Source organism: Stenotrophomonas sp. pho (assembly GCF_006228405.1).
Lineage (GTDB): Bacteria > Pseudomonadota > Gammaproteobacteria > Xanthomonadales > Xanthomonadaceae > Stenotrophomonas > Stenotrophomonas sepilia.
The window spans coordinates 2,813,155-2,832,718 of the sequence record NZ_CP029759.1 but is presented as its reverse complement, the minus strand read 5'-3'; the positions used below and the strand labels follow the sequence as shown (position 1 = coordinate 2,832,718).

Genomic DNA, 19,564 nt, shown 5'->3' with positions numbered 1-19,564 from the left:
CTGCCCCCGGAGATCGACGATGTCCGCCACGCCGCAGTCCGCTCCTGCTCCCGTCCGCGCTTCCCGGCACCCTCTCGTTACCGTGCTGTCGCTGCTGCTGGTCGTGCTCGGCCTGGTCATCGGCGGGCTCGGCGCGTGGCTGCTCAGCCTGGGCGGGTCTGCGTACTACGCCATCGCCGGGGCCGGCCTTCTGGCCAGTGGCCTGTTGTTGTTCGGCAATCGCCGCAGCGGCGCGCTGCTGTATGCGCTGGTGTTCGTCGGCACGCTGCTGTGGACCTGGTGGGAATCGGGCAGCGACTACTGGCGCTGGGTGCCGCGGCTGGGCCTGGTGACCGCGCTCGGCATCGTGCTGGCGCTGCTCGCGCCGACCCTTCGCGAACCGGTTTCAAAGCGCCTGTCGCGCAGCGTGGCGGGCGTCCTGATGCTGGTGTTCGTTGCGGCGTTCGGGTTGGCGTTCGCGCCGCACGGCGAAGTGGACGGCCACCAGCCGTTCCCGGAAGGCGCGGCCAGCGCCGGGCTGGAACCCATGCGGGATACCACCGGCCTGCAACCGGCCGACCTGCCTGCCGAAGGGGACTGGCCGGCGTGGGGCCGCAGCAATGCCGCCACCCGCTATTCGCCGCTGCAGCAGATCACCCCGGCCAACGTGGCCACGTTGCAGCTGGCCTGGCAGTTCCGCACCGGTGACCTGCCGAAGAAGCGCTGGGGTGCGGAAACCACGCCGCTGAAGATCGGCGGCCGTCTGTACCTGTGCACTGCCCGTAACCGCCTGATCGCGCTCGACGCCGCCAGTGGCAAGGAAGTGTGGCGCTTCGATCCGAAGGTGAAGGACGCCTCGATCCCGTACACCGCGGCCTGCCGTGGTGTGAGCTACTACGAGCAACCGGCAGCGCCGATCCTGGCCGATGCCACCCTGGCCGATGCCGCGGCCGATCTGGCGTTGCCCGAGCCGCCACCCAGCGTGAGCCGCAGCGCTGCACCGGGCAGTCGTCCGGCGTGCTGGGCGCGCATCATCGAAGGCACGCTGGACGGGCGCATCATTGCAGTGGATGCAGATAGCGGCCGTCCCTGCGCGAACTTCGGCAACAACGGCCAGGTCGACATCACCCTCGGCATGGGTGAGGTGCCACCCGGCTATGTGTCGATCACCTCGCCCCCGGCCATCGTGCGCGGCGTGATCGTCACCGGCCACCAGGTGCTGGATGGTCAGCGCCGCGACGCGCCATCGGGCGTGATCCAGGCCTACGACGCGATCACCGGCAAGCTGCGCTGGGCGTGGGACATGGACCAGCCCGAGCGCAGCGGCCTGCCGCCGCATGGGCAGACCTACACGCGCGGCACGCCGAACATGTGGACCACCGCGACCGGTGATGAGGCGCTGGGGCTGGTCTATCTGCCGCTGGGCAATTCTGCGGGCGATTACTGGAGTGGCTCGCGTACGGAAAACCAGAACCGCTATGCGACGTCGCTGGTGGCGATCGATGTGGCCACCGGCAAGCCGGCCTGGCATTTCCAGGCCGTGCGCAAGGACGTGTGGGATTACGACCTGGGTTCGCAGGCCAGCCTGATCGATTACCCGACGGCGGCAGGCAAGGTGCCGGCACTCCTGCTGCCGACCAAGCAAGGTGATCTCTACATCCTCGACCGCCGCAACGGCCAGCTGCTGACCGCTGCCGAAGAGCGCAAGGTGCCGGTCGGCGGTGTCGAACCGGAACAGCGCTCACCCACGCAGCTGTTCTCGCTGTACCACACGCTGCGCCGCGAGCATGACCTGACCGAGCGCGACATGTGGGGCATCACCCCGATCGACCAGCTGATCTGCCGCATCCAGTTCCGCAAGGCCTATTACGAAGGCTTCTACACGCCGCCGAGCAGTGATCGCCATTCCATCGAATACCCCGGCTACAACGGCGGTTCGGATTGGGGCAGTGTTTCCATCGATACGCGCCGCGGCGTGATCGTGGCCAACTACAACGATATGCCCAACTACAACCGGCTGGTGCCACGTGCCGAAGCCGATCGCTTGGGCTGGCTGCCGCGCGAGAAGATCCGTGCCGACAGGGGCGGTGGCGAGGGGGCCGGCGATCCGCAGGTGGGAACGCCGTATGGCATCCAGGTCAACGCTGGCTGGCGGCTGCCGTTCACGGGTCTGCTGTGCAAGCAGCCTCCCTACGGCGGCATCCGTGCCATCGACCTGCGCACCGGCAAGCTGTTGTGGGATCGTCCGTTTGGCAGTGCGCGCGGCAATGGGCCGTTCGGCATCCGTTCCGGCCTGCCGATCGAGATCGGCACGCCGAACAACGGCGGTTCGGTGGTAACCGCCAGCGGGCTGATCTTCATCGCCGCCGCCACCGATGATCTGCTGCGCGCCATCGACCTGAAGACCGGCAAGGAGCTGTGGCACGCGGCGCTGCCCGCGGGCGGGCAGGCTACGCCGATGGTGTATGAACAGGACGGACGCCAGTTCGTGGTGATCATGGCCGGCGGCCACCATTTCATGGAAACCCGAACGGCGATTACGTGATGGCGTTTGCCCTGCCGAACTAGCGGTTGCCGGCCTGAACACGCACGCGGGGCTGTGACCGCTGTAGCCGAAGTTGCGCTGGCGACCGGGCAGCATCCATCATCGGAACAGGCTGGGGCCGGCCAACCCCCCAGGGAAGGAAACGCATGCTGAACTCTGAACGCCTATCGGGGCGTGGCACCCGGTTGCTGGCAGGACTGCTTCTGCTTGGCCCCTGCCTGTGGGCAAGCGCTCAGGCGCAGCCCCAGCCCGCCGCACGCAAGGTGCCCAGTGGTGCCGAACTGATTGCCGGCGATGCACGCCTTCTGAGCCCTGCCTATGCGCCCTGCATGGCGGCCGCGGTCACCGCACTGGACGCCCGTCGTCGTTGTGTCGACGCTGAATTCAAGGTGCACGACGATGCGCTCAACGCCGCCTACAGTGCGGCGCGCTCCACGCTGACCGCCAGTGATCAGCAGGCGCTGCGCGATCTGCAGCGGCAATGGCTGCGCCAGCGCGACAGTCGTTGCCCGGAAGGCAGCACGGCCGTTGCCCAGCTGGATTCACAGCAATGCCGCACGCACATGACCCTGCTGCGTGCCCGCCAGCTGCAGGGCGGCGGTGCGGCGGCGCTGGTGGCGGAAGCCAGGGCGGCCCCGGCGCCGGCGCAGGCCGCTGTGCATACCGCCGATGCCGCGCCCGACAAACAGGGCAGGATCGTCCTGCGGCCCGGCGAGGGCAGGATCACGCCTGCATTGCAGGTGGTCTTCCAGGTGGCCGACTGCGGCGGCACCGACAACGTGACGACCTGCAGGGTGCGGAGCATGGGCGTGACCCGTGGCGGGCGCAACGTGGCGGTCACGGGCGTGCAGCCGCGCCTGACCCGCGCTGGCGCCGATGCCCAGGGTGCGGCGGCCGTGCTGCTGACCGTTTCGGATTTCAATGGCGATGGCGTGCCGGACCTGCAGGTGTGGCAGGACAACAACGGTGTCTACAACGTTCCGGCGCATGCGTTCTACCTGTTCGACGCCAAGGTCAACCGCTATGTGCGTGCCAAGGCATTGGAAGCGGCCATCGGCGGGCGCGACATCGACCATATCGACAATGGGCGGTTCGTGCTGCGCGCGAAGGTCAGCCCGTGCGAGCGCGAGGACAAGGTCATCCAGCTGCGCGGAACCGGGCCACGCACGCTGCTGCAGCGCCGCTATGACACCTGCAGGGGCGAGGCCCCTACCGAATCGGACCTGCTGAAGTAGGTCTTCCCCCGACGAACGGATGCGTTCCGGAACTGGCGAGCTGAAGGATGAGCGAAGGCTATGGAAAAGGTGGGGTGGGCTTCGGCCTGACCCGGGACCAGTCGGTCGAGATGATCGTGCGTACCAGCATCGACAACGGCATTACCGACCATCGGCAGATTGCCTATGTGCTGGCCACAGCGCAGCACGAATCGCGGGATTTCGCCGCGCCCGAGGAAGCGGTGCGGTACCAGATCGGCATGGGTGTGGAATCGCTGCCGTATGAGCGGATCGAATGGCATCGCATCGAGGCGTTCGCCGTCACGGTCGAGGTGTTGCGGCAGAGTCCCTAGCGTGGATGCAGCTGGGGTGACGACCGTCATGGACCTGGCCAATCTGCGGCAGGTGAAGCGGTTCCAGATCGTGGGCGCTGAAACGCCGGACAAGATGAAGCTCGCCCAGGCCTGCAAAGCGGAGCGCTGGTCTCACCTGCATTGCTGCAGCGGGCCACCACGGCGCAGAACCACAAGGGCTGGTATGGCTTGGTTTCGTGGTGCAGGGCGAGGGTAGGGAGCACCGGTACGGCCACGAAGACGGTGCGCCTGCTTCCCGCGAACGGCAGTCGACCAGCGGTCGACTCTACCCAATCAATGTTGCTCGGTTGGTGCCGGTACCCGCACCATCTTCGTCATCAGGTGGTCCACCACACCCGCCGGGTCGGCAGTGCGGCCGACATGCGTGCTCGACATCTGCACAACCGAGCTGCGCTTGGCGGTGAGGAAGTGGAAGCGCGCACGCGCGGGCAGCTGCGCGATGGGGCCGGCGCTGGCGTCGCCGCGGCAGATGGCCACGATCGCATCCAGCCACGGCTGCAGCGCCTCCTGATCAAGCGCTGGAGCGAACGCGTGCAGGCGTGCCGGATCGATCTCGATGGCCGCTTCCAGATGGCGCGCGCCGGGGCAGGAGACGATCACTCCGACGTTGATGAACTCCTCGCGTTCCACCCGCGGTACCACGCGGATGACCGCATAGTCATACGTGTGCAGCGTGGGCACGGACGGCCTCCTGCACGAACACCGCACGCACTTTCAGGCGATGCTTGAGATAGTCGATGTAGCCCTGGCGATAGGCCTGCGGACTGTCGAATGCCGGCTCGTTGACCAGCCAGCTGTCCGGCACCAGGCCGACGATGCGCTCGATCTCGGCATCGCTCAGGCGCGCGGCCAGTTCGGCATCCACCCCGGCGATGCGGCTGGCGAACGACAGCAGCACATGGTCGCGGATCAGCACGAACGGCTTTTCGCAGGCATCGCCGGCGTTGGCCCAGTCGTGATGGAAATACATGGCCGCACCGTGGTCGATCAGGTACAGCCTGCGGTGCCATACCATCAGGTTGGGGTTGCGCGTGGTGCGATCAACGTTGCTGGTGAATGCATCGAACCAGACGATGCGCGAGGCCAGGTCTGCATCCACCGGCATCGCCGCCGGATCGTAATTGATCGCACCCGGCAGGTAGTCCAGGCCCAGGTTCAGGCCCTCGCTGGCGCGGATCAGCTCCTGGATTTCCGGGTCGGGCTCGGTGCGGGCGAACTCGCGGTCCAGCTCGACGAACAGGATTTCCGGAATCGGCAGGCCCAGCGTGCGTGCCATCTCACCGGCAATCAGCTCGGCGATCAACGCCTTCGGGCCTTGGCCGGCGCCGCGGAACTTCAGCACGGCCATGCCGTCGTCGTCGGTCTCGACCACGGCGGGCAGGGAGCCGCCTTCCCGTAACGGGGTGATGTAGCGGAGGGCATGTACGGTGCGCATGGGCGCATTCTAGCGTGGGTGCAGGTACAACCCTCTGATCGGCGAGGACCGATTTCGGCCTTCACCTGTCCCTTCCGCCTGCGATGGCAGCATCGTGCTCCAGGAACCCTTGGGTTCATGGGCGCACTGGCACTCTCGATGCCGAGGCTTCGGGCTGGGCACCTGCTCGGCTGCCAGCGACGCGCACTGCGAAGCGGAAACCTCATCCACGATGTCCAGCAGGCTACGGAGGTGCACCGATGAGCGATGAATTCACTCCCATGCTGCCGCCCTTGGACGATGCCAAGGTCGAGGAAATGATCGGCAAGGTGGTGCTGGTGGGCGTCACCCGCTATGGCGGTGACGGCCAGGTGCAGGGGCTGGAACAATACGCCGGTACGGTGCTGCGCATCAGCGCCGACGAAGGCGTGGTGCTGGCGGACGAGAATGACGGCCATGAGCGCTATCTGCCGCCGATGCTCGACCAGTACCTGCCCGCCGAGCCCGGCGAGTACCGCATGCGGAACAGTGGCATGATCGTGGTCGACCCCGATTACCTGACTGCCTGGGACCTGCACGCCCAGCAGTGACGACAGACCACGCCTGGCAGATGCCGGTCCATTGCCGGCCTCTCCGGGCGTGTCCCACTTTGCCCCATCCGGCCACTAGCCCTTCCGGCCCATTCACGACAACCCCTGCGGTGCTAGATTCGGGACCTTGCCCGATTCCGGGTACCCATTCACACCCAGGGGATAAGGATGCTCATCCGTCGAACCTCTCTGGCGGCGGCCGTTGCCGTTGCCACCTTCGGCCTGCTGGCCGCTGGCCCGGCGCTTGCAGACTACGCGAAGCCGCCGGAGCACCTGCTCAAGGTGTTGAAGGCACCGCCGCCGCCGGCGCCGAACGTGGCCCCGGGTGGCCAGCGCCTGCTGCTGACCACTGCGCAGACCTACCCGTCGATCAGCCGTGTCGCCCAGCCGTACCTGAAGCTGGCTGGCGTGCGCCTGGAACCGAAGAACCGCAGCCGCCATGACACCCCCGGTGGCTATGGCATCCCGGCCTGCGTGGCCGACTTCACCCTGGTCGACATCGGCAGTGGCCAGCAGACCAAGGTCAATCTGCCGCAGGGCTGTGCCACCGGCGCGCTGTGGTCGGCCGATGGCAGCCACTTTGCGTTCCAGAACGCGGTCGATACCAGCGTGCAGCTGTGGGTGGGCGATGCCGCTACCGGCCAGGTGAAGCAGGTGCCGAATGTGCAGCTGAACCCGATTTTCGGCTATACCGTGCAGTGGCTGGGCGGCAGCCAGAACCTGCTGGTGAAGCTGGTGCCGGCCAACCAGGGCCCGGCGCCGTCCAACGGTGGCGTGCCGACCGGCCCGGATGCGCAGGAGTCGCTGGGCAGCAGCGGCGAGAGCAGCACCTACGAAGCCCGCGATACGCTGACCAGCGTGCATGACGAAAAGCTGTTCGCCTACTACGGTGCCTCGCAGCTGGCCGTGGTCGATACCGTCGCCAACAGCGTGCGTCCGGTCGGCCAGCCGGCACTGTTCAACGACGTCAGTGCCGCACCCGATGGCGTGCACGTGCTGACCGAATCGATCAAGGCACCGTATTCGCACGCGGTGACCTACCAGCGCTTCGCCAACGACGTGGCCGTGCTGGACATCGCCAGCGGCAAGTCCACGCCGATCGCCAGCCTGCCGTTGGCCGACCGCGTGCCGGTGCACGGCGTACCGGAAGGTCCGCGCGGTTTCGACTGGCGTGCCACCGATCCGGCCACCCTGGTCTATGCCGAAGCGCTGGACAAGGGTGACTGGAAGGTCAGCGTGCCGCATCGCGATCGCGTGCTGATGCTGAAGGCGCCGTTCAACGGCAAGCCGGTCGAGATCACCCGCACCGCACAGCGCTTCGAAGGCTTCGCATGGACTGCCGATCCGGCCGTGGCGTTCCAGTTCGAGAACGACGAGAACCGCCACTGGATGCAGACCCGCATCGTCGATGTGGACCAGCCGAAGAAGGAAGGCCGCCTGCTGTGGGACATGTCCAGCGATGAGCTGTACGGCAACCCCGGCAACCTGGTCTTCACCCGCCTGCCGAATGGCGCGCAGGTCGTGCGCCGGGAGGGCGATCACGTGTTCCTGAGCGGCCGTGGCGCCTCGCCGCAGGGCGACCGTCCGTTCCTCGACCGCCTCGACCTGGGCACGCTGAAGAGCGAGCGCCTGTTCCGCAGCAGCGCCGATGCCTACGAGCAGTTCCTTGGTTTCAGCAATACGCCTGGGCGCTACCTGACCTGGCACCAGTCGGTGATCGATCCGCCGAATGCCATCATCCGCCAGCAGGGTGAGGCGGTGGCCGATGCGAAGACCGGCGAGGCGCAGTTCGCGTCCACCGCCACCGCGCTGACCAAGCTGGTCGACCCGACTCCGGAAGTGCGCCAGATCAAGAAGCAGCTGGTGACCTACAAGCGTGCTGATGGCGTGGACCTGTCGTTCACCCTGTACACGCCGCCGGGCTACAAGGAAGGCCAGCGTGTGCCTGCGATCCTGTACGCCTACCCGGCCGACTTCGCCAACGCCGCGCAGGCGGGGCAGGTGTCCGGTTCGCAGCAGACCTTCACCCGCCTGCAGCCGTACCGCCTGATGCTGCTGGCCGGCTACGCGATCATCGACAACGCCTCGTTCCCGATCGTAGGTGACCCGAAGAACGCCTACGACACCTACCTGGAGCAGCTGGAAGCTGACGCCAAGGCGGCGGTGGACAAGGCGGTGGACATGGGCGTGGTCGATCGCAACCGCATCGGCGTGACCGGCCACAGCCATGGCGGCCTGATGACCGCCAACCTGATCGCCCATACCAACCTGTTCAAGGCTGGCGTGGCGACCAGCGGTTCGTACAACAAGACCTTCACCCCTTTCGGCTTCCAGAACGAACGCCGTTCGGTCTGGCAGGCGCAGGACGTGTACCTGAAGGCCTCTCCGTTCTTCTATGCCGACAAGATCAAGCTGCCGCTGCTGCTGGTCCACGGCGAGGACGACGCCAACCCGGGCACTGAGCCGTTCCAGTCGCGCAAGCTCTACCAGGCGATCCGAGGCAACGGTGGCATCACGCGGCTGGTGATGCTGCCGAACGAACCGCACTGGTACACCGCGCTGGAATCGAACGAGCAGCTGGTGGCGGAAATGCTGAACTGGTTCGACACCTACGTGAAGAACGCCAAGTAAAGAACGCCAAGGCCGCCTCCGGGCGGCCTTGGCGTATCGGAGGAGGGAGTCAGACCCTGCACGTTGAATTCATTGCACATTGACAGAGAGTCAGCTCCTTTCGGATGATCGCAGCGTCAGGCAGCATCCAGGAGCGGCATGCGGGATCGGGAGCGATGGATTGTCATGGACGGCCCGGCACGGAGGGCATTGATGGTCGTCCTGCTTGTGTCACTGGCCGGTTGCGGACGCAGTGAAGCCGAGCGGGCCAAGGAAAGGTTGACGGGGGTCATCGGTGGTACTGCACTGAATGCCAGAGCCCAGGCGGTCTGGATCTGGGAGCTCGATCGGGAAGCTGATAACCAAGGCATCACGCCATGCGGGCCGACCCTGCGCAGTGCAACCTTCCAGTTGCGCTGGCCCGAGATGGCTCCTCGTACGAAAGCCAACCGCGACGATTACAACACCCATCACTCCGGTGGAACGGGTGATTCACAGTGGATCGAGATTGGGATGTCTCAAGGGGGACCGGGGAGATCGTCTCGTTGCAGGGAACGCGGAGCGTGCGCTCGGTCGTGATCCGGCATGGGGGATGCCATACCAGGTTTCGCTCGAGTTCGGATGGGATGAGACCTTGGGACTTGAGATGGCACGGCCCAGCGTTTCCGAGCCCAAGAGCTACAATTGGAATCGGATCAATTATTCCGATACCTTCGCGATCGGGGCAACGCCCAACGTGCTGATTCGTTGCATGACCGGGCCGCAGTACCGACCTCCGCACTGGACGCCGCTCTGCGAGGCGACGCTGGAAGATGCCAATCTGAAGCAGGTCCACCTGAGCATCAGGTATCGTCAGAACCTGCTGCCACACTGGCGCGATATCGAGCGTGATGTCCGCCAGTTCCTGCGGAGCGTCCAGAGGGAATGCCCGATGCCGGGCCACGGGCCTGGCATCGCAGCTGGTACAGCGGCTTGATCGCCTGTTTCGGCCTGCCTGCATTGCGCGGCAGTCCGTGATGCGGCAGGAGCCGGGCAGGAAGGTGCAGAGGCTGCGCAGCTGGCCGCCTGGGTACCGGTGCGGCGGGTGGCACGCGAGGCCCCCGTGGCGGTTCTCAACAGTACCTGATGGATCCGGAGGGTGACCTCGTGTCATTGGCCGTTGCGATTGCGTAACCATATGTGATGCGGGTGCCATGGCGTGCGGAAGCTGCGATACGCTGCAGGCCTGTTGCTGTCTGCCATGGGTTTCACCTATGAAGTCCAAACGTGTTGTCGCAGTGTTGGCGCTGGTGATGACGCCGAGCCTGCATGGCCAATCACTCCCCTCCGAACTGGCGCAGCTGGGCATTGTCGCCGGCATGCCTTATGCCAAGGCCAAGCGCCTCATGGATGCGGCAGGGTGGCAGGTGAGTCCGGTTCAGGGCGCGCCTGAGTCACTCGAGGGCTTTCCGGAAGTCGGATGCCAAAGGGGCGCCAAGCAGTGCGCGACGACCTTCGAAAAGGAAGGTCAGCAGATCGCGGTGCGGCTGGGCACTACCCTGGCAGGGCAGCCGTTCGTGCAGGGCGTGGACTGAGCGCTCATTGCGTTCAGGCCAGCGGCAACCGGTCCTGCGCGTGCGACAGCCGATCGTGCAGCTCGCGCACATGCTCGGCCTTGGCATGCACCCGGGAGGTGTCGCCGAAGCTGCGCAGGTAGGTGCACGCGGCAAAGCCGGCACTCTTCTTTTCGTACTCGGCAATCCAGGCCAGTCGATCCGGATTGTTGGCCTGTTCGGCTGACCACGCGGCCACCGGCGGCCGGATGCGGTACTTCAGGCCGACGCGCCACGGCTTCGGTGTCAGTCGCGCACGGAAACAATGCTGCAGCCGGCACATGCGCGCGTACAGGGTGTCGGTGCCCAGTGCCTTGAAGAATGCCTGGAGCTGCTCGTCCTCGGGCGAGAAGGTGGCATGCATCGCCAGCACGCGCAGTCCGGCCGGCGTGCGGTAGGTGCGCAGATGCCAGTCCGGATGCTGTTCGCTGAAGGCTGCGACCCGCTGCAGCGCCACACCTTCGGCGCCACCGGCGGCGGCCAGGCGCCGCTTGCGCTGCATCAGCATCGCGGCATTCACCAGCACTACGGCCGCCACACCCAATACCAGGCCCACCAGCCAGTGCCAGAGCAGGGTGCCGATGACGGCGCCGGCAAGCAGCACGATCGCAGCCACGATGGCCGGTATCACGCATCCGGCCGGTGCTGCGCATGGTCGATGTCGGCAAACAGCACGTCGGGGCTGTTGAGGCACAACGCGCCATAGCTGTTGCGGGTGATGATGACATCGCCGTCGCGCTGCACGATCTGCTCGCGGATAGGTACACCTTCCACACCGTAGTTGCTGCGCACTTCGCGTCGCGGCAGCACCTGGCCGGCAAGGATGGCATTGAGTGCTTCGTTGGCACGGCGGTCGGCGTGAGCCTGGGCCTCGGCAGGGCCCTCGTCAGACCAGCCGAAGCGGCGCACGACCACCGGCCGGCCACGGAAACGGGCCTGCAGGCGGGCTTCGGCCCAGTACGCGGAACGATCATCATCGTGCGGTGCTCCATCATCCATGGCAGGTGCCTGAGTGAGTCTGGCACAGCCCCGAAGGGCCTGCATGTGCCCGCTGCGGTGGCCGGGGCGGAGTGATAGATTGCGCGCTTCGCATGCACTCCACCAAGGACGGAGCGATGTCCAGTTTCCTGCGTTGCCTGCTTGCCCTGGCCTGTGCCGGGGCGGTCGGCGTGGCGTCGGCGGGTACCCCGCCGGGGCCGCAGATCCTCACCACCGATGCCAGCCGCTTCTACGCGCTCTACGACAGCACCGGCGGCAAGCCCAGCGTCGCCCAGCTGGCCGGTTACCTGGCCGAAGGCAGTCCGGGCCTGAGTGAACTGGCGAAGGCGCGCCGGGTCACGCCCGAACGCATGGCCGAAGCCATTGCCAGCCAGCCCGGGGTGTATGCGCAGGGCCGCAGCTGCCTGGCGGAGCTGCCGGCGGTGAAGCAGCGCCTGGTGCAGGTGTTCGGCAACCTGCAGGCGATCTATCCGCAGGCCGCGTTTCCTCCGGTGACTCTTGCGGTCGGCCGTGGTCGGCCGGTCGGGTTGACCTCGAAGAGTGGGGTGATCATCGGCCTGGAAGCGCTGTGTGCAGCCGATTTCATGAATCCCAACGTGCAGGACCGTTTCGTGCACGTGATCGCGCACGAGTACGTGCACATCCAGCAGACCGGCCTGACCGATTTCGAGCCCGGCGACCCGCATGCGACGGTGCTGCGTGTTTCGCTGGGCGAAGGCATCGCCGAATTCATCGCCGAATTGATTTCCGGCAACGTCGGCAACAGTCGCCATGCGGCATGGACGCGCGGCCGCGAGGTCCACATTGAAAGCGCCTTTGCGCTGGATGTGGACAGTACCGATCTGTCGCCGTGGCTGTACAACTACAAGCCCGGTTCGCAGGAGCCCTATGACCTCGGGTACTGGGTGGGCTACCGCATCGCCAAGGCCTATTACCTGCAGGCCAAGGACAAGCGCGATGCAGTGCGTGCGCTGATCCAGCAGGACAACCCGAAGGCAATCCTGGCTGCCAGTGGCTGGACGCCCGGCATGTGGATGCCGGCCAAGGTGACCGGCGTGGCCGCGCGGTCGGCGGCGCGGTAAGCGCGGGGCCGCGCGCTAGACTGGCCCGCACATTCAAGGGAGAGACCCCATGCGTTCCTTGTCCGGCGGCCTGGCCGCAGTTGCCCTCGGTATCGCGCTGAGCGCCCACGGGGTGGCGGCCGAGATGCCCGCGATCAACCCTTTGCTGCTGGAGCCTGTCGAAAGCCTGCGCGCGGACGAAGTGCGCTTCATGCAGCAGCGCCTGGCCGATTGGCCGCAACTGCAGCGTTATCGCGACGCCAACGCGCGAGTGCCTGCCGCTGTACCGGGGCAACCACGCGTGGTGTTCTACGGTGATTCCATCACCGAAGGCTGGGGCAGGGAAGGCAGCGCATCGTTCTTTCCCGGCAAGGGCTGGCTCAACCGCGGCATCAGTGGCCAGACCACGGCGCAGATGCTGGTGCGGTTCCCGCAGGACGTGCTGGCCCTGAAGCCACAGGTGGTGGTGATCCTGGCCGGCACCAACGACATTGCCGGCAACACCGGCCCGTCCACGCAGGCGATGATTGAAGACAACCTGCACGCGATGGTGGACCTGGCACGCGCACATGGCATCGCCGTGGTACTGGCATCGGTGCTGCCGGTCAGCGATTACCCGTGGTTGCCGGGCACGGCACCTGCTCCCAAGGTGCGCGCATTGAACGCGGCATTGAAGCGCTATGCCGATGCGAAGCAGCTGGTCTATCTGGACTACTACACGCCGATGACCAATGCCGCCGGAGGGCTGGATCCGCAGCTGGCCGAGGATGGCGTGCATCCCACGGCGAAGGGCTATGCGGTGATGGGGCCGCTGGCGGAGGCTGCAATCAGGCGCGCAATGGCGCCGGACTAGGCACAGCACCCGCAATGCACAGCGTCCAGCCCGTCGAGGTAAAATGGCCCCGGAGCCGGCCACGCAGCGTGGCCGCCAGGGACGATCGGGTGGGTGATGCGGAAGGGAATCCAGGGATGGCTGCGCCGCAGCGGCGCAACGATGGCACTGCTGCTGGCGGCCGTGCCGGCGTTCAGTGCAGACACGGCGGCGCCTTCGCCGCTGACGCGTGAGCCGGTGGCCGGAGTTTCACTGGCCGAATGGACCGCCCGCTGGTGGCGCTGGGCCGACGCCCAGGGCGGCGCGCCCTATCTCGACCCGGATGGCCGTGTATGCGATGTGGGCCAGGAAGGCCCGGTCTGGAACCTGGCCGGCACCAATGGCCGTTTCCGGCCACATCGCGAATGCGTGGTGCCGGCGGGCAAGTACCTGTTGCTGCCGATCATCAACATGGCGCACTACCAGGTGGATGAGTCTGTGCCCTGCAAGGAGCTGCAGGCGGGGGCGGCGGTCAACAACGATTATCTGATCAGTGCAGTGGTGCTGCTGGATGGCCAACCCCTGGGCGACATGCGCATGCATCGGGTGCGCAGTGAAGGCTGCTTCCGCATGGATGACGATGACGCAGACTCACGGCTGGCCGCCGCCGACGGCTACTGGGTGATGCTCAAGCCGTTGCCGCCAGGCCGGCATACCCTCAGCGTGGGCGCCAACTACGGCGTGCCGGAGGGTGGCGCGTACAGCCGCATGCGGCAGTCCTTCGAGTACGTGCTGCACGTGGGAGGGCGCACCCAGGTCGTATCGCGCAAACTGCACGCGGTGCCGCTGGCCGCCCCCTGAAGCTCAGGCATCGTCCTGCTTCAACGCTGCATCGGCCGCCAGCAACGCTTCGGCGGCCGCACTGAGCGGCGGCGAGGGCGGGGCAACCACGCCGATCGCTTCCATCATCTTCGGCATGCCCAGGAACTGGCGCGCGCGGCGGTCGTAGATGCCGGTGACCAGCAACGCGCGCGTGGCGATCTTCTGCTCGGCACCGATCAGCACGCGCTGCTCCATGATGCCGCGCGAGCCGACCCAGCCCACCAGTCGTGTTTTCAGGGTGAAGCGCTGGAATGGCTTCAATTCGCGGCGGAACTGGATGGTGCCGGCGCCGACGATCGGCGCCCACTTCTCGCGCAGCGCCACCCGGCCCAGACCCATGCGCAGGATCAGGTCCAGCCGGCCCAGGTCGAAGATGTTCCAGTAGCGGCCGTTGGTCATGTGCAGGTTGCTGTCCAGGTCGTTGGGCAGCACCCGGAACTGCAGCCGCGAGACCCGAACGGGGCCTCCAGCTTCGGCCGGAACAGGCTGCACAGCAGCAGGTGGCAGCAGAGCAGACGGAACCAGAGATTCATGGCTATGACGACTGTTATAGAATCGCCGGTACGCTAATCTATGACGACTGTCTTAGCAAGGAGACCGCCGTGAGCCCGCGACCGTCCGATGCCCCACAGCGCGTGATCGATGCCGCGGCGCAGATGCTGGCGCGGGTGGGCCTCAATGCCACCAGCATCCGCGAAGTGACCAAGCTGGCCGAGGCGCCATTGGGCTCCACCTACCATCACTTTCCCGGCGGCAAGCAGGAGCTGCTGGCGCGCGCCACCCACATGGCCGGCGACAAGGTGGAGGCGCTGCTGGTGGAGCTGTTGAAGGATGGGGCGGTACAGGGCCTGCAGCAGTTCCTTGCGATGTGGCGCGAGCGTCTGCTGCGCTCCGGGTTCCGCGCTGGCTGCCCGGTGCTGGCCGCTGCCGTGGAGGAACCGGTCGAGGCGGTTCCCAGCCAACCGCGCGCGGCGGCCGCCGAGGTGTTCGCACGCTGGCACGGCCACCTCGCCTCGGCATTCGTCGCCGAAGGACACGCCCCGCCAGCAGCGGCTGAGCTGGCCAGCCTGGTGATCGCCAGCGTGGAGGGGGCGGTGGCGATGTGCCGTGCGCTGCAGGACATCGCCCCGTTCGATCAGGTGGCCGCGCAGCTGCTGAAGGCGGCCACGCGGCCTTGATCGGCCGGTGCCGACAGGCCAGACTCGCCAGCAGCCCACGACTGGATGCCGCCATGGACGAATTGCACCATCGTCAGTTGATCGAGCACTACCTGCAGGCCTACAACCGCTTCGATATCGACGCCATGCTGGCGGTGCTGGCGCACAACGTACGCTTCGAGAACCACAGCGGCGGCCAGCTGACGATGGTCACCGAAGGCGTCGATGCCTTTGGCGAACTGGCACGCCAGTCTGCGCGCCTGTTCCGGGAGCGCGAACAGCGCTTGCTGGCGCTGGTGTTCGATGGCGACCAGGCGACGGCGACGATTGGCTGGCGCGGCGTGTTCGCGCAGGATGTTCCCGATGGACCGCGTGCGGGCACTGAGCTGGAACTGCAGGGCCAGAGCGAGTTCGTGTTCGCGGGTGGCCGCATCGAACGGATCATTGATCGCAGCTGAGGATCGGCCGCTTGGAACCGCCGTCTGGACAGCGGAGCTGCCCGCGGTAGAATCCGCCCAACACCGCCTACGCGTGCCCGGCAAGGATGTCCGCATGCAGCATCAGGTTCCCGAGGTCCCTGGCCGCGATGCCTCCCGCCCCCTGGCGGCGGCATGAAGCGCTCGCGCCATTTTTCACGCAGCCCACTGACATTGCCGATGAACCGCGGCAGCGAAGTCGTGCGTGCGCGCAGGCACTTGCAGCAGCGCGGTTGGCCACGCCTGCAGATGGCACTGATCGTCGCCCTCACCGGTGCGGCCGGTTTCCTTGCCTCGCACCTGCTGCGCCTGGCCGGTATCGACGCGATGTGGTTTCGCTACCCAATGGCCGTCGTGCTGGCCTACGGCGTGTTCCTGCTGCTGATGTGGATCTGGATCCGCTGGCGTTGGGACAACGTGCTGGATGGCCTGTCGCCGGATGTGGGCGGTGGCAGCCCATCCCCTCGCGGCAGTGCCGTGGAATCACCGTGGAGCGGCGCCGGCGGCCGTTCCGGCGGTGGCGGTGCGTCGGCCTCGTGGAACGAGCCGGCATCGGTGAGCAGTGGCGACGCCGGAGAGCTGCCGTTGGCCGGGCTCGCTGAAGACGAAGCGGGCTTGCCGTTGCTGGCCATCCTCGGCATCGTCGCGCTGGTGGCGACCGTCCTGCTGGCCAGCGTGTGGGTGGTGTGGTCGGCGCCGGTGCTGATGGCCGAACTGCTGGTGGACGCGGCGATCGCCGGCGGCCTGTACCGGCGCATGCAGGGCATGCACGAGCAGGGATGGTGGCGGGTATGCGTGTCGCACACGGTCTGGCCGCTGATCGGCCTGTTGCTGTTCTTCGCGGTGCTGGGCTGGCTTGCTCAGGAACTCGTGCCGGGCGCGAGCCACCTGCTGCAGGTCATCCAGGGGCTGTAATGCGGTTGCTTCCTGGCCTGGTCCCGACCTGTTTTCAGCCGCCCTGAACAGTGGGCTATGATCGCGGTCGCCGAGGATTCGTGTCCTGGCGGTTTTACCTATCCGGAGCTTGTCGTACTGCATCGGGAACCGGGGCGCTGGATGGCCGAACGCCCACTGAGACACACAACCACTGACGAGGAAGAGCGCATGGATGTCGCTGTACGCAGGAACAGGACGTTGTTTCGTTGGATCATGGTGACGCTGCTGGCGGTGTGGTTGCCGTTTGCAGCACTGGCGCAGCCGGCAGCCGGGCAGGGCGATGGCGCTGAAGCCGGCACTGCCGCGGAAGAGGCGCAATGCCGCGCCTGCGCCTATGAGCGCATTGGACCGAAGGTTGATATCGGCCTGGTGGCACTGGTGTCGCTGCTGGTGGTGGGTCTGCTGGTAGCGGTGTCCCGCGAGTGGGGAACCACCTCGCAGCGCTGGACCTGCCGCACGCTGTCCCTGTTGCTGGTGGGCATCGGCGCAGCGTTGCTGTGGTGGGCCGGCAGCATCCTCTACCTGGGTTACAACCCTTGGCAGGAGCAGCTCGCACCCAGCGACGGCTCGCTCGGTTCCACGCTGCTGAGTACGTCGCCGAAGTGGCTGGCGGCACTGGTGCTGATCGGCTTCGCGCCTTCCATCTGGAAGCGCAGCGAGCGCCTGCCAGCGTGGCGTATCGGCTGACCCAGGAACGGCGGCGCCGGATCACGCCCGGCGCCGCCTTCTGCCATCAATCAAAGCGCCAGCGCACGCCTGCATAGAGGCCACGACCTTCGCCCGGGGTCGAGCGCGCAACATCCTTGCCGGCGTCGTCGTAGCCCGGCGTGACCGTAGCGGCGTAGCGGCGATTGCCGAGGTTGCGCATCTCCGCCCAGGCCTGCCAGCGGCCACCGGGTGCGTCGTAGCCGATGCGGCTGCCGAAGATCACATGGCTGTCGGCCCAGTAGCTGTTGGCATAGTCCACCGCGATGCGTGAGGCGTACTCGGTGTTCAGTGCGGCGTACAGGCCGGAGGCATGGTCGAAGCGCAGCTCGGCCTGATAGCTGTGGCGCGGCAGGCCGGGCAGGCGGTTGCCGTCGAAGCGCGCATCGTGGCGGTAGCGGAAGTCGCTGAAGGTATACGCCTGGCGCAGCGACAGGCGGCCCGGTGCAGCCTGCCACAGCGTGCTGTCCAATCCGGCCTCGATACCGCGGTGTACGGTGGGGCTGGCGTTGTTCTCGGCAATGAACAGGTTCGGCACTGGTTGCAGTTCGACGCTCAGCAGTTCGTGGTTCACGTGGGCGTAGTAGCCGGTCAGTTCCCAGCGACCCAGCGCCGCATCACCGCGCGCGCCCAGTTCCAGCGTGGTGGCGGTCTGGTTCTGCATCGGCACCGGCGCGCGCTGGCGGCCGGTAGACGGGCCATTGCCCGGCCCGAAGTACTGGTTCGAGCCCCAGATCATCGACCACGGGTGCGGTGCCTCCACTGAACGACTGAGGTTGCCGAACCACTGGGTCTGCGCGCTGTGCTGCCAGGTAAAGCCTAGTCGCGGTGCGTAGTCCCAGTCGTGGTCACGCAGGCGGCCGCCGCTGCTTGGCCAGGTCACCTGCACATCGCGACGGGTGTTGATCAGTGCCAGCCCGGTCTGCATGCGCAGGCGGTCATTGAAGGCGAGGGTATTGCCGACGTGCAGTGTGCTGTCGGTGCCGTGGTGGCGGAAGTCACGCGTGCGCGTGCCGGCAGCGTAGCCGTTGCTGGCAAAGCGCAGCGACTCGCGCACATCGGCATCCAGGTCATGGGTGACGCGCAGGCCGACCGTGGTCTCGCTGTCCAGCCCGAACAGCCGGTGGCGGTGGCGGTAGTCCAGTGTGGCGTTGAGGTTGGCGTAGTCCAGCTGCTGGCGGTACAGGCTCTCGTTCAAGTCCATCGGGTAGGTGTGGTAGACCAGCCCGGCCTGCAGCGACGAATCCTCATCGATCTGCAGCGTGGTGACATTGCCCACCCAAGTGCTGCCCGGCTGCGGGCGGCGCGCATCGATGGCCAGGTTGGCCGCATTCGCGGCATGTGGATCGTTGCGGATCTGGTCGCGGGTCAAGCGACCGGGCGTTTCGTGATTGGTTTCGCGGTAGCGCACGAAGAAGCGCGTTTGCAGATCGGGCGTGATCTGCCAGCCGATGTTGGCCATCGCGCCCTTGCCGTCGCCGTGCGCATGGCGCTGGTAACCGTCGAACTCGGTATCGGTGTAGGCCAGGAAGTAGTCGACATCGCCGTTGACGCCGCCCCAGCTGAGGCCGCGCTTCTGGTAGCCACGGCTGCCGGCTTCGTAGTGCAGCTGCACGCCCGCCGAATCACGGCCGCTGCGGCTGACGTAGTCGATGGCACCGCCCAGCGCGAGCGCGCCGCGCTCGAAGCCGTTGGCGCCGCGCAGGACTTCCACGCGCGACAGCCACAGCGGTTCCAGCAGTTCGTAAGGCGTGCCACCTGGGCCGGTCAGCGGCAGGCCGTCGATCGACACCGCAATGCCCGAGGCATGCGCGCCCGGCCCGCGGTTGATGCCCGAGCCCCGGATCGAGATCTTGGTGCCCTCGTTGCCCGGCGACTGCGCGCTGATGCCCGGCTGGTAGGCCAGCACATCGGCACTGCTGGACAGTCGGCTGTCGGCTTTGGCCACGTCGATGACGTTGCTGGCGCCGGGTACGCGCTTCAGCGACTCGCGCGCCTGCGCGCTGGCATCGCCAGCAGCGGTGACCTGCACCGCATCCAGCGTGGTGGCCTGCGGGACTGCAGCGGCAGTGGAGGCGAGGCCAAGGGAAACGGTCAGAGACAGCAGCGAGGGGATGGGGCGGTACGACGAGAGCGACATGCGGAAATGCTGTAAACCACGAAAGTGGCGAGCAAGTTAACAGGTCGGTGGCCCCCACGTCACCCTCCACCTGCGTATG

At 66.7% G+C, this 19,564-nt stretch carries 16 protein-coding genes and 3 pseudogenes; 14 read left to right on the top strand and 5 right to left on the bottom strand.

Features of this window, described 5'->3' with window-relative positions; all coding sequences use genetic code 11:
* The first annotated feature begins 19 nt into the window (after positions 1 to 19).
* From DL544_RS13380 to DL544_RS22020, 3 genes and pseudogenes are all read left to right on the top strand, one after another.
* Positions 20 to 2,547: pseudogene (locus tag DL544_RS13380) on the top strand (membrane-bound PQQ-dependent dehydrogenase, glucose/quinate/shikimate family).
* A gap of 123 nt (positions 2,548 to 2,670) precedes the next feature.
* A complete protein-coding gene (locus DL544_RS13375) occupies positions 2,671 to 3,759 on the top strand; it encodes a lysozyme inhibitor LprI family protein (protein ID WP_065196064.1) in 1,089 nt (362 codons plus the stop codon).
* A gap of 47 nt (positions 3,760 to 3,806) precedes the next feature.
* A complete protein-coding gene (locus DL544_RS22020) occupies positions 3,807 to 4,091 on the top strand; it encodes a hypothetical protein (protein ID WP_081275806.1) in 285 nt (94 codons plus the stop codon).
* A 294-nt stretch (positions 4,092 to 4,385) separates the two neighbouring features.
* Here DL544_RS22020 and DL544_RS13360 read toward each other — a convergent pair whose 3' ends face one another.
* Positions 4,386 to 4,793 carry a DUF3037 domain-containing protein gene (locus DL544_RS13360; RefSeq protein ID WP_065186185.1) on the bottom strand — a complete coding sequence of 136 codons (408 nt, stop codon included), beginning with the start codon at positions 4,791 to 4,793 and terminating at the stop codon, positions 4,386 to 4,388.
* Positions 4,771 to 5,547 (bottom strand): HipA family kinase, encoded by a 777-nt coding sequence (locus DL544_RS13355; RefSeq protein ID WP_065186184.1) that lies wholly within the window; start codon positions 5,545 to 5,547, stop codon positions 4,771 to 4,773. Before DL544_RS13355 ends, DL544_RS13360 begins: the two co-directional genes overlap by 23 nt.
* 239 nt (positions 5,548 to 5,786) lie before the next feature.
* Between DL544_RS13355 and DL544_RS13350 the strand changes: the two genes are divergently transcribed.
* The 4 genes from DL544_RS13350 (at position 5,787) to DL544_RS13335 (ending at position 10,300) form a co-directional block, all read left to right on the top strand.
* On the top strand, positions 5,787 to 6,116 hold the full coding sequence (locus DL544_RS13350) for a hypothetical protein (RefSeq protein WP_061480047.1): 330 nt from the start codon (positions 5,787 to 5,789) through the stop codon (positions 6,114 to 6,116).
* A 168-nt stretch (positions 6,117 to 6,284) separates the two neighbouring features.
* Positions 6,285 to 8,747, top strand: coding sequence for a S9 family peptidase (locus tag DL544_RS13345; protein WP_139727330.1), 2,463 nt, complete (start codon positions 6,285 to 6,287; stop codon positions 8,745 to 8,747).
* A gap of 571 nt (positions 8,748 to 9,318) precedes the next feature.
* Positions 9,319 to 9,702 carry a hypothetical protein gene (locus tag DL544_RS22015; protein WP_255312972.1) on the top strand — a complete coding sequence of 128 codons (384 nt, stop codon included), beginning with the start codon at positions 9,319 to 9,321 and terminating at the stop codon, positions 9,700 to 9,702.
* A gap of 277 nt (positions 9,703 to 9,979) precedes the next feature.
* Positions 9,980 to 10,300: a hypothetical protein gene (locus tag DL544_RS13335; RefSeq protein ID WP_005417358.1), complete on the top strand. Its 321-nt coding sequence runs from the start codon at positions 9,980 to 9,982 to the stop codon at positions 10,298 to 10,300.
* Between the two features lie 13 nt (positions 10,301 to 10,313).
* On the opposite strand, the pseudogene DL544_RS22535 reads toward DL544_RS13335, so the two are convergent.
* Positions 10,314 to 11,295: pseudogene (locus tag DL544_RS22535) on the bottom strand (hypothetical protein).
* A 138-nt stretch (positions 11,296 to 11,433) separates the two neighbouring features.
* On the opposite strand from DL544_RS22535, the gene DL544_RS13325 reads away from it, so the two are divergent.
* From DL544_RS13325 to DL544_RS13315, 3 genes are all read left to right on the top strand, one after another.
* Positions 11,434 to 12,399, top strand: coding sequence for a DUF2268 domain-containing putative Zn-dependent protease (locus DL544_RS13325; protein ID WP_053497308.1), 966 nt, complete (start codon positions 11,434 to 11,436; stop codon positions 12,397 to 12,399).
* A 49-nt stretch (positions 12,400 to 12,448) separates the two neighbouring features.
* Positions 12,449 to 13,231 (top strand): SGNH/GDSL hydrolase family protein, encoded by a 783-nt coding sequence (locus DL544_RS13320; RefSeq protein WP_139727328.1) that lies wholly within the window; start codon positions 12,449 to 12,451, stop codon positions 13,229 to 13,231.
* A 141-nt stretch (positions 13,232 to 13,372) separates the two neighbouring features.
* Entirely contained in the window at positions 13,373 to 14,050 is a 678-nt protein-coding gene (locus DL544_RS13315) for a hypothetical protein (protein ID WP_065196158.1), read from the top strand.
* A 3-nt stretch (positions 14,051 to 14,053) separates the two neighbouring features.
* Here DL544_RS13315 and DL544_RS13310 read toward each other — a convergent pair.
* Positions 14,054 to 14,604, bottom strand: a pseudogene (locus tag DL544_RS13310) (thioesterase family protein).
* Between the two features lie 69 nt (positions 14,605 to 14,673).
* Between DL544_RS13310 and DL544_RS13305 the strand changes: the two are divergent.
* From DL544_RS13305 to DL544_RS13290, 4 genes are all read left to right on the top strand, one after another.
* The gene (locus DL544_RS13305) at positions 14,674 to 15,249 is read left to right on the top strand and encodes a TetR/AcrR family transcriptional regulator (protein ID WP_139727326.1); all 576 of its coding nucleotides are present in this window, start codon (positions 14,674 to 14,676) and stop codon (positions 15,247 to 15,249) included.
* 53 nt (positions 15,250 to 15,302) lie between these two features.
* Positions 15,303 to 15,686, top strand: a complete 384-nt coding sequence (locus DL544_RS13300; protein WP_065186177.1) for a nuclear transport factor 2 family protein — start codon at positions 15,303 to 15,305, stop codon at positions 15,684 to 15,686.
* 153 nt (positions 15,687 to 15,839) lie between these two features.
* A complete protein-coding gene (locus tag DL544_RS13295) occupies positions 15,840 to 16,619 on the top strand; it encodes a hypothetical protein (RefSeq protein WP_065186176.1) in 780 nt (259 codons plus the stop codon).
* 189 nt (positions 16,620 to 16,808) lie between these two features.
* Positions 16,809 to 17,327 (top strand): hypothetical protein, encoded by a 519-nt coding sequence (locus DL544_RS13290; RefSeq protein ID WP_065186175.1) that lies wholly within the window; start codon positions 16,809 to 16,811, stop codon positions 17,325 to 17,327.
* Between the two features lie 46 nt (positions 17,328 to 17,373).
* Here DL544_RS13290 and DL544_RS13285 read toward each other — a convergent pair whose 3' ends face one another.
* Positions 17,374 to 19,485, bottom strand: coding sequence for a TonB-dependent receptor family protein (locus tag DL544_RS13285; protein WP_065186174.1), 2,112 nt, complete (start codon positions 19,483 to 19,485; stop codon positions 17,374 to 17,376).
* Between the last annotated feature and the right edge of the window lie 79 nt (positions 19,486 to 19,564).

What these genes read in the sequence shown, in the direction of transcription:
- DL544_RS13375 (WP_065196064.1), top strand. Translation starts at nt 2,671, where the DNA reads ATGCTGAACTCTGAACGCCTATCGGGGCGTGGCACCCGGTTGCTGGCA.
- DL544_RS22020 (WP_081275806.1), top strand. Translation starts at nt 3,807, where the DNA reads ATGAGCGAAGGCTATGGAAAAGGTGGGGTGGGCTTCGGCCTGACCCGG.
- DL544_RS13355 (WP_065186184.1), bottom strand. Translation starts at nt 5,547, where the DNA reads ATGCGCACCGTACATGCCCTCCGCTACATCACCCCGTTACGGGAAGGC.
- DL544_RS13350 (WP_061480047.1), top strand. Translation starts at nt 5,787, where the DNA reads ATGAGCGATGAATTCACTCCCATGCTGCCGCCCTTGGACGATGCCAAG.
- DL544_RS13345 (WP_139727330.1), top strand. Translation starts at nt 6,285, where the DNA reads ATGCTCATCCGTCGAACCTCTCTGGCGGCGGCCGTTGCCGTTGCCACC.
- DL544_RS22015 (WP_255312972.1), top strand. Translation starts at nt 9,319, where the DNA reads ATGCCATACCAGGTTTCGCTCGAGTTCGGATGGGATGAGACCTTGGGA.
- DL544_RS13335 (WP_005417358.1), top strand. Translation starts at nt 9,980, where the DNA reads ATGAAGTCCAAACGTGTTGTCGCAGTGTTGGCGCTGGTGATGACGCCG.
- DL544_RS13325 (WP_053497308.1), top strand. Translation starts at nt 11,434, where the DNA reads ATGTCCAGTTTCCTGCGTTGCCTGCTTGCCCTGGCCTGTGCCGGGGCG.
- DL544_RS13320 (WP_139727328.1), top strand. Translation starts at nt 12,449, where the DNA reads ATGCGTTCCTTGTCCGGCGGCCTGGCCGCAGTTGCCCTCGGTATCGCG.
- DL544_RS13315 (WP_065196158.1), top strand. Translation starts at nt 13,373, where the DNA reads ATGGCACTGCTGCTGGCGGCCGTGCCGGCGTTCAGTGCAGACACGGCG.
- DL544_RS13300 (WP_065186177.1), top strand. Translation starts at nt 15,303, where the DNA reads ATGGACGAATTGCACCATCGTCAGTTGATCGAGCACTACCTGCAGGCC.
- DL544_RS13295 (WP_065186176.1), top strand. Translation starts at nt 15,840, where the DNA reads ATGAAGCGCTCGCGCCATTTTTCACGCAGCCCACTGACATTGCCGATG.
- DL544_RS13290 (WP_065186175.1), top strand. Translation starts at nt 16,809, where the DNA reads ATGGATGTCGCTGTACGCAGGAACAGGACGTTGTTTCGTTGGATCATG.
- DL544_RS13285 (WP_065186174.1), bottom strand. Translation starts at nt 19,485, where the DNA reads ATGTCGCTCTCGTCGTACCGCCCCATCCCCTCGCTGCTGTCTCTGACC.